Below are 21535 nucleotides of genomic sequence, written 5' to 3'. Positions count from 1 at the left end.
GGTGCGGCGTAAAAGGTGATTATGGTGCGACCATAAATGGTTTGACCGTGTGCGCCGCGCCCGAGAATGATCCTCCCCATGTCCATACAGCTCTCGCGGTTCACCCCCGGCGACACCGACGCGCTGGTCGACTTCCTGACCGGTGCGGAATGGCCCTTCCACGCCGGGGTCCAGGACGCGGCGGCGATCCGGCGGCGGGTCGCGGAAGGGCTCTACGACGACGCGGAGAACCGGACGTTCTGGCTGCTCGCCGACGGGGAGCGGGCCGGTCTGGTGCGCCTGTTCGACCTCACCGACGGCACGCCCATGTTCGACCTGCGCGTCGGGACGGCGTGGCGGGGGCGCGGGCTGGGCACGGCGGCGGTGCGCCTGCTGACCTCCTACGTCTTCACGGAGTTCCCCGAGACCACCCGGATCGAGGGGAGCACCAGGAAGGACAACGTCGCGATGCGGGTGGTCTTCCTCAGGACCGGATACGTGAAGGAGTCCCACTACCGGGAGTCCTGGCCGGCGCCCGACGGCACCGTGCACGACTCGGTGGGCTACGCCATCCTGCGGCGCGACTGGCAGTCGGGGACGGTGACGCCGCCCGACTGGGACGACGAGCCCACGCCCGCGTGACCTCCGGCGGCGGAGGGGCCGAGTCCCCCCGTGCCGCCCCTGGGCCGCCCCTGGGCCGCCCCGTCCGCCCTGCCCGCGTCCAGCACGCGGTCCAGGGCGGCTCAGGCGTCCGTCAGCGGGTGTCGGAGCCGGTCCCGGCGAGGGCGGCGCGGCCGGCCTCGAGGCGGGCCACCGGGATCCTGAACGGCGAGCACGACACGTAGTCCAGGCCCGCCTCGTGGCAGAAGTGCACCGAGTCGGGGTCTCCCCCGTGCTCCCCGCAGATGCCCAGATGCAGGTCCGGCCGGGCCGACCTGCCCTCCGCCACCGCGATCTCGATCAGCCGGCCCACCCCCTCCCTGTCGAGGGTCTCGAACGGGGAGACGCCGAAGATGCCCAGGTCCAGGTAGCGGGAGAAGAAGGCCGACTCGACGTCGTCGCGGGAGAAGCCCCACACCATCTGGGTCAGGTCGTTGGTGCCGAAGGAGAAGAACTCGGCGGCCTCGGCTATCTGGGCCGCCGTGAGCGCCGCCCTGGGGACCTCGATCATGGTGCCGATCAGCGCCGCCACACCCTCCTGCGCGAGGATCTGGACGGCCTCCTCACGTACGGACTCCAGCTCCTGCACGGCCGCCACCAGCGGGATCATGATCTCCGGCCGGGCGCCCGGCACCTCGGCCGCCGCCTGGGCGATGGCCCTGACCTGCATCGCGAACAGACCGGGGATCACCAGCCCGAGACGGACGCCGCGCAGGCCCAGCATCGGGTTCTGCTCGTGCAGGCGTTTGACCGCGGCCAGAAGCCGGAGGTCCTTGCCGGTGGCCTCGTGCGTGGCCGCCTTGACCGAAAGGTCCACGAGGTCCGGCAGGAACTCGTGCAGGGGCGGGTCGATCAGGCGGATGGTGACGGGGTGGCCGTTCATGGCCTGGAAGATGCCCACGAAGTCGGCCTTCTGGAGCGGCTCCAGGGCGTCCAGGGCCACCTGGCGCTCCTCGTCCGTGGCGGCCAGGACCAGCTCCTCCACCAGCCGGCGGCGCTCGCCGAGGAACATGTGCTCCGTACGACACAGCCCGATGCCCTGCGCGCCGAAGCGGCGGGCGCGGGCCGCGTCCTCCGGGGTGTCGGCGTTGGCCCGCACGCCGAGGCGCCTGGCCCCGTCCGCGTGGCGCATGACCCGGTCCACCGCCTTGACGAGTTCGTCGTCGGGCTCGGCGCCCTCGAAGTACTCGACCACGGCCGAGTCGACGACCGGGACCTCCCCGAGGAAGACCTCGCCCGTGCTGCCGTCGATGGAGATGACGTCGCCCTCGGAGACCACCACGCCGCCCGGGGCGGAGAAGCGCCGCTCGGCCGTCAGGACCTCCAGCTCCTCGGCCCCGCACACGCACGTCTTGCCCATCCCGCGCGCCACCACGGCGGCGTGCGAGGTCTTGCCGCCCCGGCTGGTCAGGATGCCCCTGGCGGCGATCATGCCGGCCAGGTCGTCGGGGTTGGTCTCGCGGCGGACGAGGATGACGTCCTCGCCCCGCCCGGCCAGCTCCACGGCTCGCGCGGAGGAGAAGACGACCTTGCCGACGGCGGCGCCGGGCGAGGCGTTCATGCCCCTGGCGATCTTCCGCTTCTCCGCGCCGTGGTCGAAGCGGGGGAACATGAGCTGGGCGAGCTGGTCGCCGGTGACGCGGGTGACGGCCTCGTCCATGGTGATCAGGCCCTGGTCGACGAGCTGGGTGGCGATGCGGAAGGCGGCCGCCGCCGTACGCTTGCCGACCCGCGTCTGCAACATCCACAACGTGCCGCGCTCGATCGTGAACTCGATGTCGCACAGGTCGCGGTAGTGGTTCTCCAGGGTCTCCATGATGGAGACGAGCTGGTCGTAGGAGGGCCGGTCGATGCGTTCGAGGTCTTCCAGGGGGATCGTGTTGCGGATGCCGGCCACCACGTCCTCGCCCTGGGCGTTCTGCAGGTAGTCGCCGTAGATGCCCTGCCGGCCGGAGCCGGGGTCGCGGGTGAAGGCCACGCCGGTGCCGGAGTCGTCGCCGTAGTTGCCGAAGACCATGGCCATGACGTTGACGGCGGTGCCGAGGTCGGCGGGGATGCGTTCCTGGCGGCGGTAGAGGATGGCGCGCGGGGCGTTCCAGGAGTCGAAGACGGCCATGACGGCCAGGCGCATCTGCTCGCGCGGGTCGGTGGGGAACTCCCTGCCGGTCTGCTCGCGGACGATCCCCTTGTACGTCTCCACGAGCCGCTGCAGCTCGCCCGCGTCGAGGCCGGTGTCGGGGCGGCGGCCCTTGAGCGCCTCGAGCGCGTCCTCGAACAGGTCGCCGTCGATGCCGAGGACGGTCTTGCCGAACATCTGGATGAGCCTGCGGTAGGAGTCCCAGGCGAACCGGTCGTTGCCGCCCGCCTGCTTGGCCAGGCCGTGGACCGACTCGTCGTTGAGGCCGATGTTGAGTACGGTCTCCATCATCCCCGGCATGGAGAACTTCGCCCCGGAGCGCACACTCACCAGCAGCGGGTCGTCGGCCTGCCCGAGCTTCCTGCCCATCCGCGACTCCAGCGCCGCCAGATGCCCGGCGACCTCCCGGTCCAGCCCGTCCGGCACGGAGCCCGCCGACAGGTAGTGGCGGCACGCCTCGGTGGTGATCGTGAACCCGGGGGGAACGGGCAGCCCGAGGTTGGTCATTTCGGCGAGGTTGGCTCCCTTACCGCCGAGAAGGTCCTTGAGATTCCTGTCGCCCTCGGTGAAATCGTAAACGTACTTGGCCACCACAGCTCCAATCGAACGCCTCTGATCCGGACTCTACCGGCGGAATTGGTGACGAAACTTCACTCCCCACTCGGGTCGACATCCGCGCTGGTCAAGGGCGGTGAACAGGTCTAATCCAATTATCCGGGCGATGGCGGAAAATTGGATTAGACCAATTGGTTTACACCAATTCTTGAGAAAAGGCGGGCACCGGGCGCGGAATCAGATCACACCCCTCCCGGGAAGGGCCCGTAGCCACTCCCGCCAAGCCCAGGGCACCCGGCGCCGGGGCGGTCAGCGCAGAGGGCTGTCCTCGGGTGGCGTGCCGGGCACGCCGTCGCGCGGCGGCAGCCACAGCACGAACGTGGCCCCCTCGCCGAGCCGCGAGAACACCGCCACGCGCCCTCCGTGCGACTCCACGATCTGCCGGACGATCGCCAGGCCCAGACCGGTGTGCCGGTCCCTGCGGCTGCCCTCGGCGCGCCAGAAGCGGTCGAACACCCGCTCCTGGTCGGCCTCCCGCAGGCCGGGGCCGTCGTCGCGGACCGCCGCCCACAGCCACCCGTCCGTCCGGCCCGCCGCCACCCTGATCGTGCCGCCGGGCGGCGAGAGGCGGACGGCGTTGGAGAGCAGGTTCGCCACCGAGCGGCGCAGCGCGTCGGAGTCGCCGGTCATCTCCAGACCGGGGCCCAGGTCGCGGGTGATCGTCACGCCCCGGGCGGCGGCCGGGGTCGCGTACTCCTCGCACGCCTCCCCCACCACCCTGGACAGGTCGAGGTCGGCGTCGGCGAACGCGGTGCCCTGCCGTCGGGCGGTGGCCAGCAGGTCCTCCACGAGCGTGGTCATGCGGGTGGTCGCCCGGTCGACGATGGCCACGGCCCTGATGCGCTCGTCCTCGCTGGCGTCGGGGGCGGCCAGGACGGCGTCCACGTTGGCCCGGATGATGGTCAGCGGGCTGCGCAGCTCGTGCGAGGCGTCGTCGATGAGCTGGCGCTGGGCGCTGAACGCCGACTCCAGGCGGTCGAGCATGGTGTCGATGGTGTCGGCCAGGTCTTTCAGCTCGTCGCGCGGGCCGCTCAGCATGATCCGCCGCTTCAGGTCGGTGGCCTGGATCTCCTCCGTCGTACGCGTGATCGACCGCACGGGACGCAGCACCCGTCCGGCCAGCACCCAGCCGATGCCCAGGCTGGCGACGTACAGGCCGGCCAGCGTGAGCAGCGAGTAGTTGCGCAGGGTGGCCATCGTCTCCACGTTGACCGCGTTCTCGACCTCCTCGACGAAGACCACCTCGCGCTTGCCCAGGTACTGGGTGCCGCTGTAGGTCTTGGCGAACTCGGTCGTGACCGGGCGCTGGTCGGTGGTCTTGGAGACGGCGAAGTAGATGCCGCCGAGCACCAGCGCGGCCAGCACGAACAGCAGGCCCGAGTAGAGCACGGTGATCCGGAAGCGGATGGTGTGGATCATGACGAGGGCTCCTTGAGCCGGTAGCCCCGGCTGATCACGGTCTCGATCAGGCCGTCTTCCTGGAGCTTGCGGCGCAGGTTGCCGACCGTGACGCGCACGGTGCTGGTGAACGGGTCGGTGTGCTCGTCCCAGACGTGTTCGAGCAGCTCCTCCGACGACACGACGTGGCCCGGCCTGGTCATCAGGTAGTGCAGCACGCCGTACTCCTTGGGGGTCAGCGCCAGCGAGCGGCCGTCGAGCGACACCTCCAGCCGGGCCGTGTCGATGCGCAGCCCGCCCACCTGGAGCACGGAGGTGCGGCCGCCGGTGTCCCTGCGCAGGAGCGCCCGCACCCTGGCCAGCAGCTCGGGGAAGGCGAACGGCTTGACGAGGTAGTCGTCGGCGCCCTCGTCGAGGCCGCGCACGCGGTCGTCGAGCCGGTCGCGGGCGGTCACCATGATGATTCGCGCCCCCTGGCCCGCCGCGCGTACGGTGCGGCAGAGCTGGAACCCGTCGCCGCCGGGCAGATTGAGGTCGAGCAGGACCAGGTCGTAGGTGTTGACCTGCACCTTCTCGTGCGCGGACGGCGCGTCGTAGGCGACGTCGACCGCGTAGCCCGCCCGGACGAGGCCGACGCGCAGCGCGTCGACCAGGTCCTCCTCGTCCTCCACCACAAGCAGTCGCATGCCTTGAACCCTAGTTCGGTGAACCTAGTCGCGAATGATCCGTTCGGCGACGGGCGCCGCCCGGTCGATGGGGATGGCGAAGCCGATGCCGATGTTGCCGCCGCCCCGGCTCGCCGCGATCGCGGTGTTGACCCCGACGACCTCGCCACGGGCGTTCACCAGGGGGCCGCCGGAGTTGCCCGGGTTGATGGAGGCGTCGGTCTGCACCGCCGTACGCGGGGAGCCGCCGAGGCGCACCTCCCGGTCGAGGGCGCTGACGATGCCGGCCGTGACGGTGCCCGACAGGCCCAGCGGGGAGCCGATGGCGAGCACCTCGTCGCCCACGGACAGGTCGGAGGACCTGCCGAGCGTGGCGGGTGTCAGCTCCCCAGGGTAGGCGACCTCCAGTACGGCGAGGTCCTCGTCGTCGTCCGCGCCGATCACGTCGGCGCTCAGCCTGCTGCCGTCGTTGAGCACCACCGTCACCCGGCTGCTGCCGCTGACCACGTGGGCGTTGGTGAGGATGTGGCCGAGGGCGTCCACCACGAAGCCCGAGCCGCCCGAGTTGCGCGTCTCCACGGAGACCACGCTGGGCAGCACCTGGGCCGCCGTCGCGCTCAGCCCGGACAGGCCGGTCGCGGGCGCGGGCGCGGCCCTGGGCAGGGCCGTGACGGGGGCCGGCTCGGACCCTTCGAAGAGCCGGGCCCCCGCCACGCCCGCCGCCGCCCCGGTGAGCGCCGCGACGAGCGCGGCGGCGACCAGGACGCGTCCCCGGTGCGGCGGCCCAGTGGGAGTGGGAGTGCTCGTGGGCGTGCTCGGGGCCGGTACGACGAAGCCCTGCAGAGGACGCGTCCCGTTGTCCCCAGGGGCCTCCTGGCTGACGCCCACCGGCAGCGTGCGGAACTCCGGCCCGCTCGGCCTGCCCAGCCCCCTCATGGCAGCCTCGAGAACCACAACATCGACGTCATCGCCGCGATCAGCGCGAAGATGAGCCCAGCCCCCACGAACCACTGCCAGACCTCCTGAACCTCGGTGCGGTAGCCGACCGACGTGCCGATGTCCTCGTAGACCGCCTGCAACTGGTCGCCGCTGGCCGCCTCGTAGAAGCCGCCGCCCGCCGCCTCGGCCAGGCCGCGCAGGGCGGGCCCGTCCACCGGCACCGGGACGTCCCTGCCCGACAGGCTGATGACGCCGTCCGGGGTGCCGTAGGCGATGGTGGTGACCGGGACGCCCCTGGACGTCGCCTCGGCCGCCGCGTCGTTCACCGTGCGGCCGGTGGTGTTGGAACCGTCGGACAGCAGCACGATGTGCGCGGGCGGCGTCTCCTCCTCCGAGTCGAGGGCGGCGATGGCCTCCAGCGAGGTGAAGACGGCCTCGCCGATGGCGGTGCCCGAGTCGGTGCTGAGCCGCTCCAGCGCGTCCAGCACGGTCTGCCGGTCCGTGGTGGGCGGCACGGCGACCGAGGCCGCCCCTGAGAACGACACCAGCCCCAGGTTGAACCGCTCCGGCAGCCCCTGGACGAACTGCCTGGCCGCCTGCTTGGCCGCCTCGAACCGGTTGGGCGCCACGTCGGTCGCGCCCATGGACGCCGACACGTCGAACGCCACCATGATCGTCGCCCGCTCCCTGGGCACCTGCACCTCGGCCGTCGGCCGGGCGAAGCCCACCACCAGCAGGGCGAACATGAGCAGCAGCGCCGCCGCCGGCACGTGCCTGCGCCATCCCGGCCGCCGCGGCGCCACCTTGTCGAGCAGGTCGAGGTTGGTGAAGCGCACCGCGTAGGAGGTCCGGCTGCGCAGGGCCATGAACACGTACGCGACGGCCAGCAGGGCCACCGGCACGAGCAGCAGCAGCCACAGGGGCGCGAGGAGGCTCACGCCGCGTCACCTCCCCCGCTCGGCGCCCGTCCGCGGCGGGACGGACTGGCGGCCAGCGTGGCCAGGCGGCGCTGGGCCATGACGTGCTTGACCAGGTCGCGCACCCAGTCCCGGTCGGTACGCAGCCGCAGATGGGTGGCCCCGGCCCGGCGCAGCGCCCCCGCGACGGCGTCGCGCTGCGCGGCGGCGGCCTCGGCGTACCTGCGGCGCAGGCGGGCGTTGCCGGTGGCGACCTCGCGCCGCCGCCCGGTCTCCGGGTCGATCAGCGTGAGGATGCCCACGTCCGGCAGGGTCAGCTCGCGCGGGTCGAGCACCTCCACGGCGAGCACCTGGTGGCGGGCGACGAGCCTGCGCAGCGGCAGCTCCCAGGTCTCGGGGGTGTCGAGGAAGTCCGACACGACCACGGCCAGCCCGCGCCGCCGCATCATCCGGCCGAGCTGCTCGGCCGCCACGCCGAGCAGCGGCTCGGCCACCCCCGGCGGGGTGCGCGGCAGCGCGAACGCGGCCTGCAACAGCGCCATCAGGTGCGGCCGGCCCGTCCGGGCGGGCAGCGTCCTGACGCCGCCGCCGTGCAGCAGGTGGGTGCCGATCCGGTTGCCCGTGCGCTGGGTGAGGAAGCCGACCGCGGCCAGGGCCGCCACGGCCAGCTCCCGCTTCTCCATGGCCACGGTCCCGAAGTCCATGCTCGCGCTGGCGTCGAGCAGCGCCCAGATCTCCAGCTCCCGGTCGGCGACCAGGTCCCGGACGTGCGGCTCGTTGGTGCGGGCGGTGACGTTCCAGTCCATCCGCCGCACGTCGTCGCCCGGCTGGTACGGCCGGGACTCCGCCGGTTCGCTGCCCGGACCTGGCACCAGGCCGAGGTGTTCGCCCTGGAGCAGTCCATCCAGCCTCCTGGTGATCGTCAGCTCAAGCCGGCGCAGCGCGGGCTCGGCCATCAGGTACGGCCTCATGCCACGGCGTCCTGCTGCTGGGGGGCGATGACGGGCAGCGGCACGGCGGCCAGCACCCGGTCCACGATCTGCCTGGGCAGCACCCCGTCGGCCAGCGCGTCGAAGGAGAGCACCAGCCGGTGCGCCATGACGTCGTGCGCCAGGTCCCGTACGTCCTCGGGCAGCACGTAGTCGCGGCCGCGCATGAGCGCCAGCGCCCGGCCGGCCGCGAGGAGGCCGAGCGTGGCCCTGGGGCTGGCCCCGAAGGCCAGCAGCCGGCCCGCGTCCTGGACGCCGTAGCGGTCGGGGTCGCGGGTGGCGTAGACCAGGCGGACGGCGTACTCGGCGACCGCGTGGTGCACGAAGACCTCCTCGGCCCGGCGCTGCAGCGCGACGACCTGCGCCGGGCCGAGGATGCTCTGGGGCGTGGGCGGGTCCACGCTCATCCGGTAGACGATCGCCAGCTCCTCCGACTCGCTGGGATAGTCCACGTCGATCTTCATGAGGAAGCGGTCGCGCTGCGCCTCAGGCAGGTGGTAGACGCCCTCCGACTCGATCGGGTTCTGGGTGGCCAGCACCAGGAACGGCCTGGGCACCTGGTGGGTGACGCCGCCGATGCTGACCTGCCGCTCGGCCATGATCTCCAGCAGGGCGGACTGCACCTTCGCCGGCGCCCGGTTGATCTCGTCGGCGAGCAGCAGGTTGACCATGACCGGCCCCAGCTCGACGTCGAACGACTCGGTGGAGGGCCGGTAGATCCGGGTGCCGATGATGTCGGACGGCACCAGGTCCGGGGTGAACTGGATGCGGGCGAACGTCCCCCCGACCACCGTGGCCATGGTCTCGGCGGCCAGCGTCTTGGCGATGCCTGGGACGCCTTCGAGCAGGCAGTGCCCCTTGGCGAGCACCGCCACGAGCAGCCGCTCGACCATGTGGTCCTGCCCGACGATCACCCGCTTGACCTCGAACAGGGCCCTTTCGAGCAGTGCCGGGTCGGTCATGGCTGGACACTTCCGTGGTGGCAGTCGTCCACGACCACGCGCAGTTCCAGAGCGGTCGGCTCCGGGTCGGCGAACGCGGCACTGCCCGTCATGAGCACCGCGGCGGCGGCGAGCAACACCAGAGCGAAACGTGATGTGCGCATGAATTCCTCGTCCCTCGTATGAGCCGTATCGGCTTAGGACGCATGTCATCAAGCGACCGCGAAAGCCCGCGTAACCGCCGCCTTTACACGATTTTTCGGTTGGTATCGCCCCCGGTCCTCCACGCGAAACGGCCGCCCGCGGACGTGCGGGCACGCGAACGGGCCGCCCACCGTGACACCGGTGGACGGCCCGTCGGGCGCCTCGTGAGGCTCAGTCGTTGAGGTGCTGGCGCAGGTAGGACTCCACGCCGTCGATGGAGATGCGCTCCTGACCCATCGAGTCGCGCTCGCGGATCGTCACCGCCTGGTCCTCGAGCGTGTCGAAGTCGACGGTGATGCAGAACGGCGTGCCGATCTCGTCCTGGCGGCGGTAACGGCGGCCGATCGCGCCCGCGTCGTCGAACTCGACGTTCCACCGGCGGCGGAGCTGGGCGGCCAGGTCGCGGGCCTTCGGCGACAGGTCGGCGTTGCGCGACAGCGGCAGCACCGCGGCCTTGACCGGCGCGAGCCGGTGGTCGAGCCGCATGACCGTGCGCTTCTCCATGACGCCCTTGGCGTTGGGCGCCTCGTCCTCGCTGTAGGCGTCGAGCAGGAAGGTCAGCGTGGCGCGGTCGACACCGGCCGCGGGCTCGATGACGTAGGGGATGTAGCGCTCCCCGCTGTCCTGCTCGAAGAAGCTGAGGTCGGCGCCGGACGCCTTGGAGTGGGCGGTGAGGTCGAAGTCGGTGCGGTTGGCGATGCCCTCCAGCTCACCCCACTCCGAGCCGGTGAAGTTGAAGCGGTACTCGACGTCGACCGTGCGCTTGGCGTAGTGGGACAGCTTGTCCTTCGGGTGCTCGTAGAGGCGCAGGTTGTCCTTGTTGATGCCGAGGTCGGAGTACCAGCGGAAGCGCTCGTCGATCCAGTATTGGTGCCACTCCTCGTCGGTGCCCGGCTTGACGAAGAACTCCATCTCCATCTGCTCGAACTCACGCGTGCGGAAGATGAAGTTGCCCGGGGTGATCTCGTTGCGGAACGACTTGCCGATCTGGCCGATGCCGAACGGGATCTTCTTGCGGGCCGACTGCTGCACGTTGAGGTAGTTGATGAAGATGCCCTGCGCGGTCTCGGGCCGCAGGTAGGCCAGGCCCGACTCGTCCTCGACCGGGCCGAGGAAGGTCTTCAGCAGGCCGCTGAACTGCCGGGGCTCGGTGAAGGTGCCCTTGTTGCCGCAGTTGGGGCAGGTGATGTCGGCCAGGCCGCCCTCGGGCACCTTGCCGTTCTTCTCCTCGTACGCCTCGATCAGGTGGTCGGCGCGGAAGCGCTTGTGGCAGGACAGGCACTCGGTCAGCGGGTCGGTGAAGGTGTCGACGTGGCCGCTGGCCCGCCACACCTCGGGCGCGAGGACCACGGAGGAGTCGAGGCCCACCACGTCGTCGCGCGACTGGACCATCGACAGCCACCACTGCCGCTTGACGTTGTTCTTCAGCTCGACACCCAGTGGACCGTAGTCCCACGACGCGCGCAGTCCGCCGTAGATCTCGCTCGACGGGTAAACGAGCCCGCGGCGCTTGGCGAGGCTGACGATGGTGTCCATGACGTCGGTGCGTCGTGCCATGTGGTTGATTCTCTTTCCGGCTGGAGGTCGGCGAGGGAAATTGGTGAGATCCCAGCTTAGGGGACGGTCACCCGCTCTCGCGCGCGAGTAAATGCTACGCCCCGTCCCGCGTGTAGACGTCCTCGAACGCGCTGGGCTCGTTGAGCATGAGAATCATGAGCGGATACATCACCATCCGCGCGGCCGACAGCGCCCGGCGGTAGAAGCCGGCGCCCTCCCACTCCGTGACCAGCGCCCAGAGGTTGGGCTCGTCGACCGAGCGGGCGAGTCTGCCGCGCAGATAGCCGGGCTGCGAGGCGAACGTGTCAAGGATCGTGTGGCCCTGCTTGACGAAGTCTTGGGACTGGGACTCTGGAACGGTGTATCGGATCACGGCGAGCACCCGACCAGCCTAGAGGCGTACACCGCACAAGACGTGCGAACTCCCGTAGGCTCTGTCACGTGGCCCCTGACAACAAGCGCCGCCCGCTGCCCCAGGGCGAGCAGTTCTTCACGCCGGGCGCGACCGGCCTGCGCAAGGCGGTCGAGCAGCGCAGCGCGGTGCCGATGGCGTTCCTGTTCACGCAGGTGCCCCGGTGGGTGGCGCCCGCCGTGCTGGTGATCCTGCTGCTGGCGGGGTTCGCCGTGGCCAATCCGCTGGGCGGCGTGGCGGTGCTGCCGGTGATCGCGTTCGTGGGGTGGCTGGCCTACCTGTCGTGGCCGTCGCTGGGCGTCGCGGGCAGGCTGCTGCGGGTCGCCATGCTGACGTTCCTCGTCCTGCTCGCGGCGACCCGCTTCGGCGCCTTCTAGGCGCGCTGAAGGGCTGCTGGAGGGCTGAAAGCGGCCCTGGAGGGCCCTCCCGCGCCGGAGGGCCCTCGGGGCCGCCTTAGGCAGCTTCGCAGCGCTGGTGAGCGCTAAGGCAGCAGCGTGTAGCTCGGGAAGTTGCCGGGCAGGCGTTCACCGTCCGGGCCGGTGGTGGCGGCGCGGACGAGCAGTTCGCCGCCCACGAACGCGCCCCGCCACGACGCGCCGAGCCCGCCGAACAGCTCCTCGCGGTCCCCGCGTGAGCGCGGCCGGTTGTGACCGACCTTGAACGCGCGCACCTCGGGCGCCAGGCGGCTGAAGGTGTCCTCGTCGTCGCAGGAGAGCGTGGCCACCAGGGCTCCGTTGCTGGCGTTCATGGCGGCCAGCAGCTCGGCCTCGGTGTCCACCAGCACCACCGTGTCCACCGGGCCGAACGGCTCGGCGTGGTGCAGGGGCGAGGAGGGGGGCGGGTTGAGCAGGGCCGTCGGGGCGAAGTACGCCGAGACGTCCTGACCGGGCAGGAAGTGCCCGTCGTCGAGCGACGCCCGGTGCACCGGCACGCCGCCCCTGGCCACGGCCTCGTCCACCTGGTCGGCCAGTTCCTTGGCCTTCGAGGCGTTGATGAGGGGCCCGAAGTCCAGCGCGGGCAGCGGGTCGTCCGGGTCTGCGACCGCCAGCGGGTGCCCGAAGCGCAGCGAGCCCACGGCGTCCAGGTAGGCGCCGAGGAACCGGTGGAACAGCGAGCGCTGCACGACGAAGCGCGGGTAGGCGGTGCAGCGCTGTTTGGCGTAGTCGAAGGAGGCGCGGATCTGGCGCGACAGCAGGTCCCAGTCGTCGTACTCCCACACGCCCCAGGAGTTGAGTCCCTCCTGCTCCAGGACGTGCCGGCGGCCGAGGTCGGCCAGCGAGGTCGCCACCTTGCCGCCGGCGCTCCGGCCGCCCACGAACGACACGCAGCCCAGCGAGCGCGCCCCGACCAGCACTGGAGACAGCTCGGAGCCGCCCCCGCTGACCAGCGTGAACGGCAGCCCCTCCCGTACGGCCAGCGCGCTGGCCAGGGTCAGGCAGCACAGGCCGCCGTCGGTGGGGGTCTTGGCGATCACCGCGTTGCCGGCCAGCGCCTGCACGAGCATGGCGTGCATGAGCACGCTCATCGGGTAGTTCCAGCTCGCGATGTTGCTGACCGGGCCGGGCAGGGGGGTGCGCCCGACCACCATGCGGTCGATCTCCTGGACGTACCAGCGCACGCCGTCCAGGCAGCGGTCCACGTCCGCGCAGGCCGTCTTCCAGGGCTTGCCGATCTCCCAGACCAGCAGCAGGGCCAGCAGGTCACGGTGCGCGGCCATGGATTCCACGGCCGCCGACACCATGGCCTTGCGCTCGGACAGCGGCAGGTAGCGCCACCGGTTGTGCTCCTCCGCCGCGCCCGCCACGGCACGGCCCGCGCCGGCCCGGTCGAGCCGGGGCGGGCCCGCGATGGCGGTGCCGTCGAGTGGCGAGAAGCCGGGCACGGGGCGCCCGTCGCGGTGCCAGATGCCGCCCCAGTGGTTCAGCACCCGGTCGTCGTGGAATGCCTCGGGGGCCGCCGAGCAGCACTGCTCGTACGCGTCCCGCCATGACGTACCCGGCTTGAGCCGCATGTCCATCCTCCTCAGTCGGACCAGTCGGCGGTGATGAGCTCGGGCAGCGGCTCGAACTCCTTGATCGCCTCCAGCGAGGGGCCCATGGCGGCGTTCGCCTCGCGCTCCACCATCACCTCCACCAGCACCGGCAGCCGCTCGCGCGCCGCCTCCTCGGAGGCCCAGGCCAGTGCGTCGCGGAGGTCGCCGGGCAGCTCCACCCGGCGCGCCGGGCAGCCGAACGCCTCCATCGCCTTGACATGGTCGATGCCGCCCTCTCCGTAGTGCAGGTCGACGGCGTAGTTCATGCCGTAGGGAAGCTCTGCCTGCCGGATGAGCCCCAGGTACTCGTTGTTGATCATGACGATCACGAACGGGATCCGGTACTGGGCCGCGACCGCCACCTCCTCCATGAGGAACTGGAAGGAGTAGTCGCCGACCACCGCCACCACCTGGCGCTCCGGGTGGGCCAGCTTGACCCCCATGGCCGCGGGCACCTCCCAGCCCAGCGGCCCCGCCTGCCCGCAGACCAGGTACCGGCGGGGCAGGTACGTCGTCTGGAACTGGCCGGACCAGATCTGGTACAGCCCGATGGCGGTGACGAACGTGGTGTCCCTGGGGAAGAACTCGTTGATCTCCTTGAACACCCTGGGCGGCTTGATCGGCACGTCGTCGAAGTCGTCGCGGCGGGCCATGGTGCCGCGCAACTCGCCGACCTTGCGCACCCACTTGTCCGGCTCGCGCGGCGCGCCCCTGCGGCGGGCCTCGTCGCGCAGCTCGGCCAGCACCGGCCGGGCGTGGCCGACGACGCCGAGGTCGGGCTCGAAGACCCGGCCGATCTGCAACGGGTCGATGTCCACGTGCACGAACTTGCGTCCGCGCCGGTAGACGTCCAGCTCGCCGGTGTGCCGGTCGCCGAACCTGGCGCCCACGGCCAGCACCAGATCGCTCTCCAGGAAGGCGGCGTTGCCCCACCGGGTCTGCGTCTGGATGCCGGCCATCCCGGCGAACAGCGGGTGGTCCTCGGGGAAGGCGCCCTTGCCCATGAGCGTCACCTGCACCGGCACCTGGAGGTGCTCGGCCAGCGCGCGCAGCTCGTCGGCCGCGTCGGCGATGATCACACCGCCGCCGGCCAGGATGATCGGCCGCCTGGCCTCCTCGATCAGGTCCAGGGTCGCCCGCACGGCCTGCGGCAGCGGCTGCGGCACGTCGACGGGCAGGGGCGCGTCCAGGGCGGCGTTGTAGAGGCAGGTGCCGCGCTGGACGTCGATCGGCAGGTCGATGAGCACGGGTCCCGGCCGCCCCGAGCGGGCGATCCTGAACGCCTCCCTGAACACCCAGGGCGCCTGGGCCGGCTCCTTGAGCTGCACGGCCCACTTGGTCACCGGGCGGGCGATCTCCACGATGTCCACCGCCTGGAACGCCTCCTGGTGCAGCTTGGAGGTCGCGGCCTGCCCGGTGACGCAGATGATCGGGATCGAGTCGGCGAGCGCGGTGTAGAGTCCGGTGATCATGTTGGTGCCGGCCGGGCCCGAGGTGCCGATGCAGACGCCGACGTTGCCGGTCACCCTGGCCCATCCGTCGGCGGCGTGGGTGCCGCCCTCCTCGTGCCGTACGGTGATGTGCCGGATCGAGCTGTGCTGCAGCGCGGCGTAGAGCGGCAGGATGGCCGCCCCGGGGATGCCGAAGACCGTGTCCACCCCCTCCGACTCCAGCACCGAGACCACGGCCTCCATGCAGGGCACTCTCACAGCGTCCGGTGTCCTCTCGCTTCGCTCGCTCATGCGTTCAGCCTTTCGATCACCTTGAGCAGGGCGGAGTGGTCGAGCGAGCCGTGGCCCTGCGCGCGGGCCGCGGCCACGAGCTGGGCGACCTGGCCGGTGAGCGGCAGGCTCACGCCGGCCTCGCGGGCGGCGGCGACGGCGATGCCCATGTCCTTGTGGTGCAGGTCGATGCGGAAGCCGGGAGCGAACTCCCGCTTGACCATGGTGTGCCGCTTGAGCTCGAGGATCCGCGAGCCCGCCAGGCCGCCCGCGAGCACGTCGAGCCCGGCCACCGGGTCCACGCCCGACGCCTCCAGCAGCACGATCGCCTCCGCCACCAGCCCGTAGATGCCGCCCACGACCAACTGGTTGGCCGCCTTGACGGTCTGGCCGGATCCCGGGGGGCCGACGTGCACGATCGTGGTGCCGAGACGCTCCAGGACGGGCCTGGCCGCCTGGACGTCCTCGTCCGCCCCGCCGACCATGATCGACAGGGTGGCGTCGATCGCGCCGCGCTCGCCGCCGCTGACCGGCGCGTCGACCGCGCGCACGCCGACGGCCGCCGCCTTCTGGGCCACCCAGCGGGAGGTCTCGGGCTTGATGGTGCTCATGTCGATGTAGAGCAGGTTCGGCTTGCCGTACTCGAGGACGAGCGGCGCGACCTCCTCCACCTGCGGCGAGTCGGGCAGCATCGTGATCACCACGTCCGCCCCGGCGACCGCGTCCACGATGCCCGAGGCGCCCTTGCCGCCCAGCCCGGCGAGCTGCTCGAGCCGCTCGGCGCTCACGTCGAATCCGGTCACCGCGTGCCCGGCCTTGAGGAGGTTGGCCGCCATCGGGCTGCCCATGATCCCCAAGCCGACGAACCCGATGTTCATGCCTGCCTCCAGTCGAACGCGCCCGGTCCCTCGTGCCGGTACTCCAGGCCGACGTGCCCGCGGTAGCCCGCCGCGCCCAGCCGGGCGAAGATCTCCTGGAACGGCATCCGCCCGCTCCCCGGCCGTCCCCTGCCGGGGTCGTCGGCGATCTGCACGTGCCCGAAGCGCGAGGTGTGCCCGTCGATGAGCGCGAGCACGTCCTCGCCCATCCGGTTGAGGTGGTAGAGGTCGGCCAGGAAGGCCACGTTCTCCCTGTCCACCTCGTCGATCAGCTCGAACGCCGCCCGCGACGACGTGATCGGATAGTTCGGGTTCTCGTGGGAGTTGAGCGCCTCGACCACGACGGTCGCGCCGATGCCGGCCGCCGCGTCGGCCGCCCTGCGCAGGTTCGCCACGGCCAGGTCCTTGTCGGTGCCGGGGCCGTTGCCGTACAGGGCGTTGAGCACCCGGCAGCCCAGCTCGCCCGCGAGCCTGACCGCGACGTCGATGTTGGCCTGGAAGCGGGCCGAGCCGTCCGGCCTGGCCAGCAGGCCGCGCTCGCCCGCCGCCATGTCGCCGGCGTCGAAGTTGAGCCCCACCAGGCGGACCCCGGCGTCCCGCAGGGCCTGCCGCAGGGCGGCCAGCTCCGCGTCCGACGGCTCCGGCCCGCCGAACGGCCACCACAGCTCGACGGCGTCGAACCCGTGCTTGGCCGCCGCGGCCGGCCGTTCCAGCAGCGGCAGGTCGGTGAACAGGATGGACAGGTTGACGTCGAAGTTCACGAACCCGCCTTCCTGCCCAGCGCGGAGCGCATGAGACGGGCCGTCTCGGAGGGCGTCCTGCCGACGCGGACCCCGACCGACTCCAGCGCCTCCTTCTTGGCCTGCGCGGTCCCGGACGAACCGGACACGATCGCGCCCGCATGCCCCATGGTCTTGCCCTCCGGCGCGGTGAACCCGGCGACGTAGGCGACCACGGGCTTGGTGACGTTCTCCTGGATGTAGGCGGCGGCCCGCTCCTCGGCGTCGCCGCCGATCTCGCCGATCATGACGATCGCGTCGGTGCCGGGGTCGTCCTGGAAGGCGCGCAGGCAGTCGATGTGCGTGGTGCCCACGACGGGGTCGCCGCCGATGCCCACCGCGGTGGAGAAGCCGAGGTCGCGCAGCTCGTACATGAGCTGGTACGTCAGCGTCCCCGACTTCGAGACCAGCCCGATGCGCCCGGCGGAGGTGATGTCGGCCGGGATGATCCCGGCGGACGACTGGCCGGGGCTGATCAGGCCGGGGCAGTTGGGCCCGATGATCCGGGTCCGGCCGCCCGCCAGCGCGCGGAAGCGGACGGCGTCGTGCACCGGCACGCCCTCGGTGATGACCACGCACAGGGGCACCGCGGCCTCGACCGCCTCCTCCACGGCGGTGGCGGTGAAGCGCGGCGGGACGAAGATGACCGACACGTCGGCGCCGGTCTCGGCGACGGCCTCGGCGACCGAGCCGAACACCGGCACCGTCCGCTCCCCGAAGTCCACCGAGCGCCCGCCCTTGCCGGGCGTCACCCCGGCCACGACGTCCGTCCCGGCGGCGAGCATGCGCGTGGTGTGCCGGGTGCCTTCCGCGCCGGTCATGCCCTGGACGAGCACCCGGCTGTCCTTGGTCAGAAAGATCGCCATTTACGCACCTGCCGCGAGTCTGGCCGCCGTCTCGGCGGCGCCGTCCATGGTGGAGACCTGGCGGACCGCCGGATGCCTGGCGTCGCTGAGTATGCGCCGGCCCACCTCGGCGTTGTTGCCGTCCAGCCGTACGACGATGGGCCTGCCGTGGCCGCGCTCGCCGAGGAGTTCGAGTGCCGTCACGATGCCGTTGGCCACCGCGTCGCAGGCCGTGATGCCGCCGAAGACGTTGACCAGCACCGAGCGCACGTCGGGGTCGGCCAGGATGATCTCCAGCCCGTCGGCCATGACCTGGGCGGACGCGCCGCCGCCGATGTCCAGGAAGTTCGCGGGGTCGGCGCCGGCCCCCGCCACCACGTCGAGCGTGCTCATGACGAGCCCGGCGCCGTTGCCGATCACGCCTACCGTGCCGTCCAGCTTCACGTAGTTGAGCCCCTTGGCCCTGGCACGGGCCTCCAGGGAGTCGGACTCCTCCGCGTAGTCCGCCCATGAGTGGCGGAAGAAGGCGTTGTCGTCAAGGGTGACCTTGCCGTCGAGCGCCACGATGCGCTGGTCGGTGGTGCAGATGAGGGGGTTCACCTCGACCAGGAGGGCGTCCTCCTCGACCAGCACCCGCCACAGCTTCTCCAGCACCTCGGCCGTCTGCTCGGGCAGCCCCGCCTTGGCCGTCAGTAACCGGGCGGTGTCGGCGTCCACCCCGACGGCTGGGTCGATCGGCAGCTTCACCAGGGCGTCGGGGTCGTTCGCCGCCAGCTCCTCGATCTCCATGCCGCCCTGGGCGGACACCATCGCCAGGAACGTGCCTTCCGCCCGGTCCACCAGGAAGGCCGCGTAATACTCCTCGAACGGCACGGTCGCGGCCTCCACCAGCACGCGGCGCGCGATGTGCCCCTTGATGTCCATTCCGATGACGCGATCGGCCTCGGTCTCGGCCGCGACCGGCCCGGCCGCCGGTCTGATCCCGCCTGCCTTGCCCCGTCCGCCGGTCTTCACCTGGGCTTTGATGACAACGGGCGTGTCCAGCTCGGCCGCGACCGCGCGGGCCTCGGCCGGAGTGGTCGCGATCCTGCCTGCTGGAACGGGGATCCCGTGACGCCCGAAGAGCTCCTTTGCCTGGTACTCGTACAGGTCCATTCGAGCCTCCTTTGTACACGGTATACCGTATGGAGTATCCTTCGTCTAGGGTCTCGACACGGTCCGCGTCTTCTGGATATTCCATACGGTATGGAGAATGCAGTAAAGGATTGGCGTGGCCGTTCGTACCGTCCTGGCCCCGTCCCCGCCGACCGCCGTTCGATGTTCCGGCTCGCCCTGGCCGCGATGGCGGCCATCGGCCCTCTCCAGTACGGCTACGCCGCCCTGCACGCCAGGGAGGCCGCCGGCCTGACCCTGCTCGCCGTCTGGATCGCCTGCCAGGCCGCCGGCGCGCTGCCCGCGCTCCACCTCGTCCGCCGCCGTCGCCTGAGCGTGCGCGCGGCCCTGACAGCCGGGGCGGCGCTCAGCGGCCTGGGCCTGGCCGCGGCGGCGCTGGCCGGCCCCGGCTTCGGCCCCGCCGCCCTCGTGGGGTACGCCGTACTCGGCGGCCTCGGCGCCGGCCTCGTCTACGGGGTGTGCGGCGAGGTCGTCTCCTCCTGGTACCCGGAACGGCCCGCGGCCCGCGTCGGGCTCATCACCGGCGCCTTCGGGTACGGCGCGGTCCCCCTGCTGGTGTGGACCGGCCTGGCCCCCGGCGCCGCCGAGTCCGCCTTCCTGGTCGCCGCCCTGCTCGCCACGGCCGTCATCGGCGCCGCCGCCCGGCGCCTGCGGCTGCCCGAGCCCCTGTGGTGGCCCGACGACCTCGACCCGCGGACCCACGCCCTGGACGCCGCCCGGCTGCGTACGGCGCCCGAGGCGGTCAAGCAGTTCGGGCTCGCCCAGGCCGTGCGCACGCGTACGCTGCCCGCGCTCGCCCTCATGCTGACGTGCGCGGGCGCGGTGTCGCTGCTCGACGTGATCGTGGTCGCGAGCACCGGCGCGTGGGGCGCGCTGGCCCTGCTCGTCGCCCTGAACGGCGCGGGCAGGGCGGTGGCCATGCGCGCCTCGGAGCTGTACGGGCGCCGCCGGGTGCTGGCCGCCGTCTTCGGCGCGCTCGCGCTCGGCCAGGTGCTGCTCGCCGTCGCAGTGCAGAACGCCACCGCCGTGGCCGCGCAGAGCGCCACCGCCGTGGGGGTGCAGAACGCCACCGCCGCTGGGGTGCAGAGCGCCGCCGTCCAGGGCGCGGCGGGCGATCTGCTGCTCTGGCTCGGGGCGGCCGCGGCCGGGCTGGGCGGGGGCGCGTTCTACCCCCTGCTGGCCAGCCTCGTACGCGAGCTGTTCGGCGCCGAGCGCGCCACCGAGATCCACGCGGTCGTCTACAGCGCCAAGGCCGTGGCCGGCGCGCTGGCCGTCGCCCTGGCCCTCGCCGCGCTGACCGCCCCCGGCACCGCGCTCCTCGCCGCCGCCGCGCTCGCGGCGCTGCCCGCCCTGGCCACGCCCCGCCTGCGCATCCCCGGCCTGCCCGCCACCATCCCCCTATAGGCCCCCTATAGGCCCCCTTTGGGTCCCCCGTAGGCCCCCTTCACCGGCCCCCGCGGACCCCGCCGAGGATCCCGCGGGGGCCCAAGGATGCCTAAAGTCCCGCTGTAGCAGTGGTAGAGGACGACGCCCCTGTGATGAGACTCACGACCGTGGGTAACCCCCAGACGGTATGCTGTAGGCAGTCGACGAAAAACCGAAACGCTGCGCTGGAGACGTGACATGTTGCTGTCGGATCAGGCCGGTACGGCGGCGGCCGCCAAGATTCCCCGCCCTGCCACGCTCAGGGAGAGCGTGATCGAGGCTATCCAAGAGCTCATCGTCTCCGGCCAGCTCAAGCCGGGCCAGCACCTCGTGGAGAGCGAGCTGGCCGCGCTGCTCGGGGTGTCCAGGCAGCCCGTGCGCGAGGCGCTCCAGCAGCTCAGCGGCGAGGGGTGGGTCGACCTCCACCCAGGGCAGGGCGCGTTCGTGCACGTGCCGACGCTGGAGGAGGCCGACCAGCTCCTCGCGGTCCGCACGCTGCTGGAGACCGAGTCCGCCCGGCTCGCCGCGCAATACGCGGGCGAGGAGGGCGTCAGGCGGCTGCGCTCCCTGTGCGCGCAGGGCATCGCCGCGGTGAAGTCCGACGACGTCGACGGCGCCGTGGCGCTCAACTCCGAGCTGCACGCCCTGGTGACCGACCTGTCGGGCAACAGGGTCCTGGCCGAGCTGGCCGCCCAGGTGGCCAGGCGGGTGCGGTGGTACCACACGCCGGTCGCCCGCCAGCGCGGCATGGCGTCGTGGGACGAGCACACCGCGCTCATCGACGCCATCGAGGCCGGCGACGAGCGCCGGGCCGCGAAGATCATGCGCGAGCACACCGAGCACACCCGGGCCTCCTACATGGAGCAGCGCGGGACCGAGCCGGTCGAGCCGGCGCCCAAGCCCGTACGCCGCCGCCGTCCCCGCCAACTCGGCGGAGCCGGATAAGTGACGTGCTGTTCACAAAAGTCCACACGCTCCGAAACACCTCGGTCAGAGGATGGAGCCATACCAGTTGGAGGTGCATGACCATGAAGGCGTTCCTCCGCCTTCTTCTTGGTGATCCCCTGGGCCAGGGGGCAGACGGCCGGGCCATCGGCATCGGCCTCAGCGCAGCGCTCAGGAAGCACTACTCAGCAGACGACGCCGACCGCTACCTGCGCCAGTGGAGCGCCGAGCGGGAGCGGCTGGATCTCCGCGAGAGCCCGCGGCCCTGACCGCGAGCACCCACAGCGCGAACGTACCACCGGCACAGCCGTTCCACCGGCACGA

21 protein-coding genes are annotated in these 21535 nt (G+C 71.8%); 5 read left to right on the top strand and 16 right to left on the bottom strand.

The window, feature by feature from the left end:
- The first annotated feature begins 78 nt into the window (after positions 1–78).
- Positions 79–621, top strand: a complete 543-nt coding sequence (locus ACZ6S0_RS20380) for a GNAT family N-acetyltransferase (protein ID WP_465919710.1) — start codon at positions 79–81, stop codon at positions 619–621.
- A 112-nt stretch (positions 622–733) separates the two neighbouring features.
- Here ACZ6S0_RS20380 and ppdK read toward each other — a convergent pair whose 3' ends face one another.
- The 10 genes from ppdK to ACZ6S0_RS20330 all read right to left on the bottom strand — a co-directional run bounded on the left by ppdK (position 734) and on the right by ACZ6S0_RS20330 (position 11383).
- Positions 734–3367, bottom strand: a complete 2634-nt coding sequence (gene ppdK / locus ACZ6S0_RS20375; protein WP_465919708.1) for a pyruvate, phosphate dikinase — start codon at positions 3365–3367, stop codon at positions 734–736.
- Positions 3368–3640: 273 nt separating this feature from the next.
- Positions 3641–4810: a HAMP domain-containing sensor histidine kinase gene (locus ACZ6S0_RS20370; protein WP_465919705.1), complete on the bottom strand. Its 1170-nt coding sequence runs from the start codon at positions 4808–4810 to the stop codon at positions 3641–3643.
- Positions 4807–5475, bottom strand: coding sequence for a response regulator transcription factor (locus ACZ6S0_RS20365; protein WP_465919703.1), 669 nt, complete (start codon positions 5473–5475; stop codon positions 4807–4809). The genes ACZ6S0_RS20370 and ACZ6S0_RS20365 overlap by 4 nt, the downstream gene beginning before the upstream one ends.
- 24 nt (positions 5476–5499) lie before the next feature.
- Positions 5500–6408: a S1C family serine protease gene (locus ACZ6S0_RS20360; protein WP_465919701.1), complete on the bottom strand. Its 909-nt coding sequence runs from the start codon at positions 6406–6408 to the stop codon at positions 5500–5502.
- Positions 6387–7331, bottom strand: coding sequence for a VWA domain-containing protein (locus ACZ6S0_RS20355; RefSeq protein WP_465919699.1), 945 nt, complete (start codon positions 7329–7331; stop codon positions 6387–6389). Before ACZ6S0_RS20355 ends, ACZ6S0_RS20360 begins: the two co-directional genes overlap by 22 nt.
- Positions 7328–8281, bottom strand: a complete 954-nt coding sequence (locus ACZ6S0_RS20350) for a DUF58 domain-containing protein (RefSeq protein ID WP_465919696.1) — start codon at positions 8279–8281, stop codon at positions 7328–7330. The genes ACZ6S0_RS20355 and ACZ6S0_RS20350 overlap by 4 nt, the downstream gene beginning before the upstream one ends.
- Positions 8278–9261, bottom strand: coding sequence for an AAA family ATPase (locus tag ACZ6S0_RS20345; protein ID WP_465919694.1), 984 nt, complete (start codon positions 9259–9261; stop codon positions 8278–8280). Before ACZ6S0_RS20345 ends, ACZ6S0_RS20350 begins: the two co-directional genes overlap by 4 nt.
- Positions 9258–9404 (bottom strand): hypothetical protein, encoded by a 147-nt coding sequence (locus ACZ6S0_RS20340; RefSeq protein WP_344892131.1) that lies wholly within the window; start codon positions 9402–9404, stop codon positions 9258–9260. The genes ACZ6S0_RS20345 and ACZ6S0_RS20340 overlap by 4 nt, the downstream gene beginning before the upstream one ends.
- Before the next feature lie 211 nt (positions 9405–9615).
- Positions 9616–11001, bottom strand: a complete 1386-nt coding sequence (locus ACZ6S0_RS20335) for a glycine--tRNA ligase (protein WP_344892128.1) — start codon at positions 10999–11001, stop codon at positions 9616–9618.
- A 94-nt stretch (positions 11002–11095) separates the two neighbouring features.
- Positions 11096–11383 (bottom strand): antibiotic biosynthesis monooxygenase family protein, encoded by a 288-nt coding sequence (locus ACZ6S0_RS20330; protein ID WP_344892125.1) that lies wholly within the window; start codon positions 11381–11383, stop codon positions 11096–11098.
- 59 nt (positions 11384–11442) lie between these two features.
- On the opposite strand from ACZ6S0_RS20330, the gene ACZ6S0_RS20325 reads away from it, so the two are divergent.
- The gene (locus tag ACZ6S0_RS20325; protein ID WP_465919689.1) at positions 11443–11790 is read left to right on the top strand and encodes a DUF6703 family protein; all 348 of its coding nucleotides are present in this window, start codon (positions 11443–11445) and stop codon (positions 11788–11790) included.
- A 104-nt stretch (positions 11791–11894) separates the two neighbouring features.
- On the opposite strand, the gene ACZ6S0_RS20320 is transcribed toward ACZ6S0_RS20325, so the two are convergent.
- Genes ACZ6S0_RS20320 through sucC form a run of 6 tightly spaced genes read right to left on the bottom strand, consistent with a single transcriptional unit; the run spans position 11895 to position 18847 of the window.
- Positions 11895–13430, bottom strand: coding sequence for an aldehyde dehydrogenase family protein (locus tag ACZ6S0_RS20320; protein WP_465919686.1), 1536 nt, complete (start codon positions 13428–13430; stop codon positions 11895–11897).
- Between the two features lie 5 nt (positions 13431–13435).
- Positions 13436–15139: a glyoxylate carboligase gene (gcl, locus tag ACZ6S0_RS20315; protein WP_465919685.1), complete on the bottom strand. Its 1704-nt coding sequence runs from the start codon at positions 15137–15139 to the stop codon at positions 13436–13438.
- A gap of 44 nt (positions 15140–15183) precedes the next feature.
- The gene (locus ACZ6S0_RS20310; protein ID WP_465919682.1) at positions 15184–16044 is read right to left on the bottom strand and encodes an NAD(P)-dependent oxidoreductase; all 861 of its coding nucleotides are present in this window, start codon (positions 16042–16044) and stop codon (positions 15184–15186) included.
- A complete protein-coding gene (locus tag ACZ6S0_RS20305; RefSeq protein ID WP_465919678.1) occupies positions 16041–16805 on the bottom strand; it encodes a hydroxypyruvate isomerase family protein in 765 nt (254 codons plus the stop codon). Before ACZ6S0_RS20305 ends, ACZ6S0_RS20310 begins: the two co-directional genes overlap by 4 nt.
- The gene (sucD, locus tag ACZ6S0_RS20300; protein ID WP_465919674.1) at positions 16802–17689 is read right to left on the bottom strand and encodes a succinate--CoA ligase subunit alpha; all 888 of its coding nucleotides are present in this window, start codon (positions 17687–17689) and stop codon (positions 16802–16804) included. The genes ACZ6S0_RS20305 and sucD overlap by 4 nt, the downstream gene beginning before the upstream one ends.
- Positions 17690–18847, bottom strand: coding sequence for an ADP-forming succinate--CoA ligase subunit beta (gene sucC / locus ACZ6S0_RS20295; RefSeq protein ID WP_465920311.1), 1158 nt, complete (start codon positions 18845–18847; stop codon positions 17690–17692).
- 138 nt (positions 18848–18985) lie between these two features.
- Here sucC and ACZ6S0_RS20290 point away from each other — a divergent pair, with 138 nt between their 5' ends.
- The 3 genes from ACZ6S0_RS20290 to ACZ6S0_RS20280 all read left to right on the top strand — a co-directional run bounded on the left by ACZ6S0_RS20290 (position 18986) and on the right by ACZ6S0_RS20280 (position 21480).
- On the top strand, positions 18986–20245 hold the full coding sequence (locus ACZ6S0_RS20290; protein ID WP_465919671.1) for an MFS transporter: 1260 nt from the start codon (positions 18986–18988) through the stop codon (positions 20243–20245).
- Between the two features lie 219 nt (positions 20246–20464).
- On the top strand, positions 20465–21211 hold the full coding sequence (locus ACZ6S0_RS20285; protein ID WP_465919668.1) for a GntR family transcriptional regulator: 747 nt from the start codon (positions 20465–20467) through the stop codon (positions 21209–21211).
- An 83-nt stretch (positions 21212–21294) separates the two neighbouring features.
- Entirely contained in the window at positions 21295–21480 is a 186-nt protein-coding gene (locus ACZ6S0_RS20280; RefSeq protein ID WP_344892098.1) for a hypothetical protein, read from the top strand.
- The last annotated feature ends 55 nt before the right edge of the window (positions 21481–21535 follow it).

This window comes from Nonomuraea sp. NPDC051298 (genome assembly GCF_055586305.1).
Note: the sequence above shows the minus strand (reverse complement) of the source record. Positions and strands in the feature narration are given on the sequence as shown.

What these genes read in the sequence shown, in the direction of transcription:
- ACZ6S0_RS20380 (WP_465919710.1), top strand. Translation starts at nt 79, where the DNA reads ATGTCCATACAGCTCTCGCGGTTCACCCCCGGCGACACCGACGCGCTG.
- ACZ6S0_RS20370 (WP_465919705.1), bottom strand. Translation starts at nt 4,810, where the DNA reads ATGATCCACACCATCCGCTTCCGGATCACCGTGCTCTACTCGGGCCTG.
- ACZ6S0_RS20365 (WP_465919703.1), bottom strand. Translation starts at nt 5,475, where the DNA reads ATGCGACTGCTTGTGGTGGAGGACGAGGAGGACCTGGTCGACGCGCTG.
- ACZ6S0_RS20350 (WP_465919696.1), bottom strand. Translation starts at nt 8,281, where the DNA reads ATGAGGCCGTACCTGATGGCCGAGCCCGCGCTGCGCCGGCTTGAGCTG.
- ACZ6S0_RS20345 (WP_465919694.1), bottom strand. Translation starts at nt 9,261, where the DNA reads ATGACCGACCCGGCACTGCTCGAAAGGGCCCTGTTCGAGGTCAAGCGG.
- ACZ6S0_RS20340 (WP_344892131.1), bottom strand. Translation starts at nt 9,404, where the DNA reads ATGCGCACATCACGTTTCGCTCTGGTGTTGCTCGCCGCCGCCGCGGTG.
- ACZ6S0_RS20335 (WP_344892128.1), bottom strand. Translation starts at nt 11,001, where the DNA reads ATGGCACGACGCACCGACGTCATGGACACCATCGTCAGCCTCGCCAAG.
- ACZ6S0_RS20320 (WP_465919686.1), bottom strand. Translation starts at nt 13,430, where the DNA reads ATGGACATGCGGCTCAAGCCGGGTACGTCATGGCGGGACGCGTACGAG.
- gcl (WP_465919685.1), bottom strand. Translation starts at nt 15,139, where the DNA reads ATGGAGGCCGTGGTCTCGGTGCTGGAGTCGGAGGGGGTGGACACGGTC.
- ACZ6S0_RS20310 (WP_465919682.1), bottom strand. Translation starts at nt 16,044, where the DNA reads ATGAACATCGGGTTCGTCGGCTTGGGGATCATGGGCAGCCCGATGGCG.
- sucD (WP_465919674.1), bottom strand. Translation starts at nt 17,689, where the DNA reads ATGGCGATCTTTCTGACCAAGGACAGCCGGGTGCTCGTCCAGGGCATG.
- ACZ6S0_RS20290 (WP_465919671.1), top strand. Translation starts at nt 18,986, where the DNA reads ATGTTCCGGCTCGCCCTGGCCGCGATGGCGGCCATCGGCCCTCTCCAG.
- ACZ6S0_RS20285 (WP_465919668.1), top strand. Translation starts at nt 20,465, where the DNA reads ATGTTGCTGTCGGATCAGGCCGGTACGGCGGCGGCCGCCAAGATTCCC.
- ACZ6S0_RS20280 (WP_344892098.1), top strand. Translation starts at nt 21,295, where the DNA reads ATGAAGGCGTTCCTCCGCCTTCTTCTTGGTGATCCCCTGGGCCAGGGG.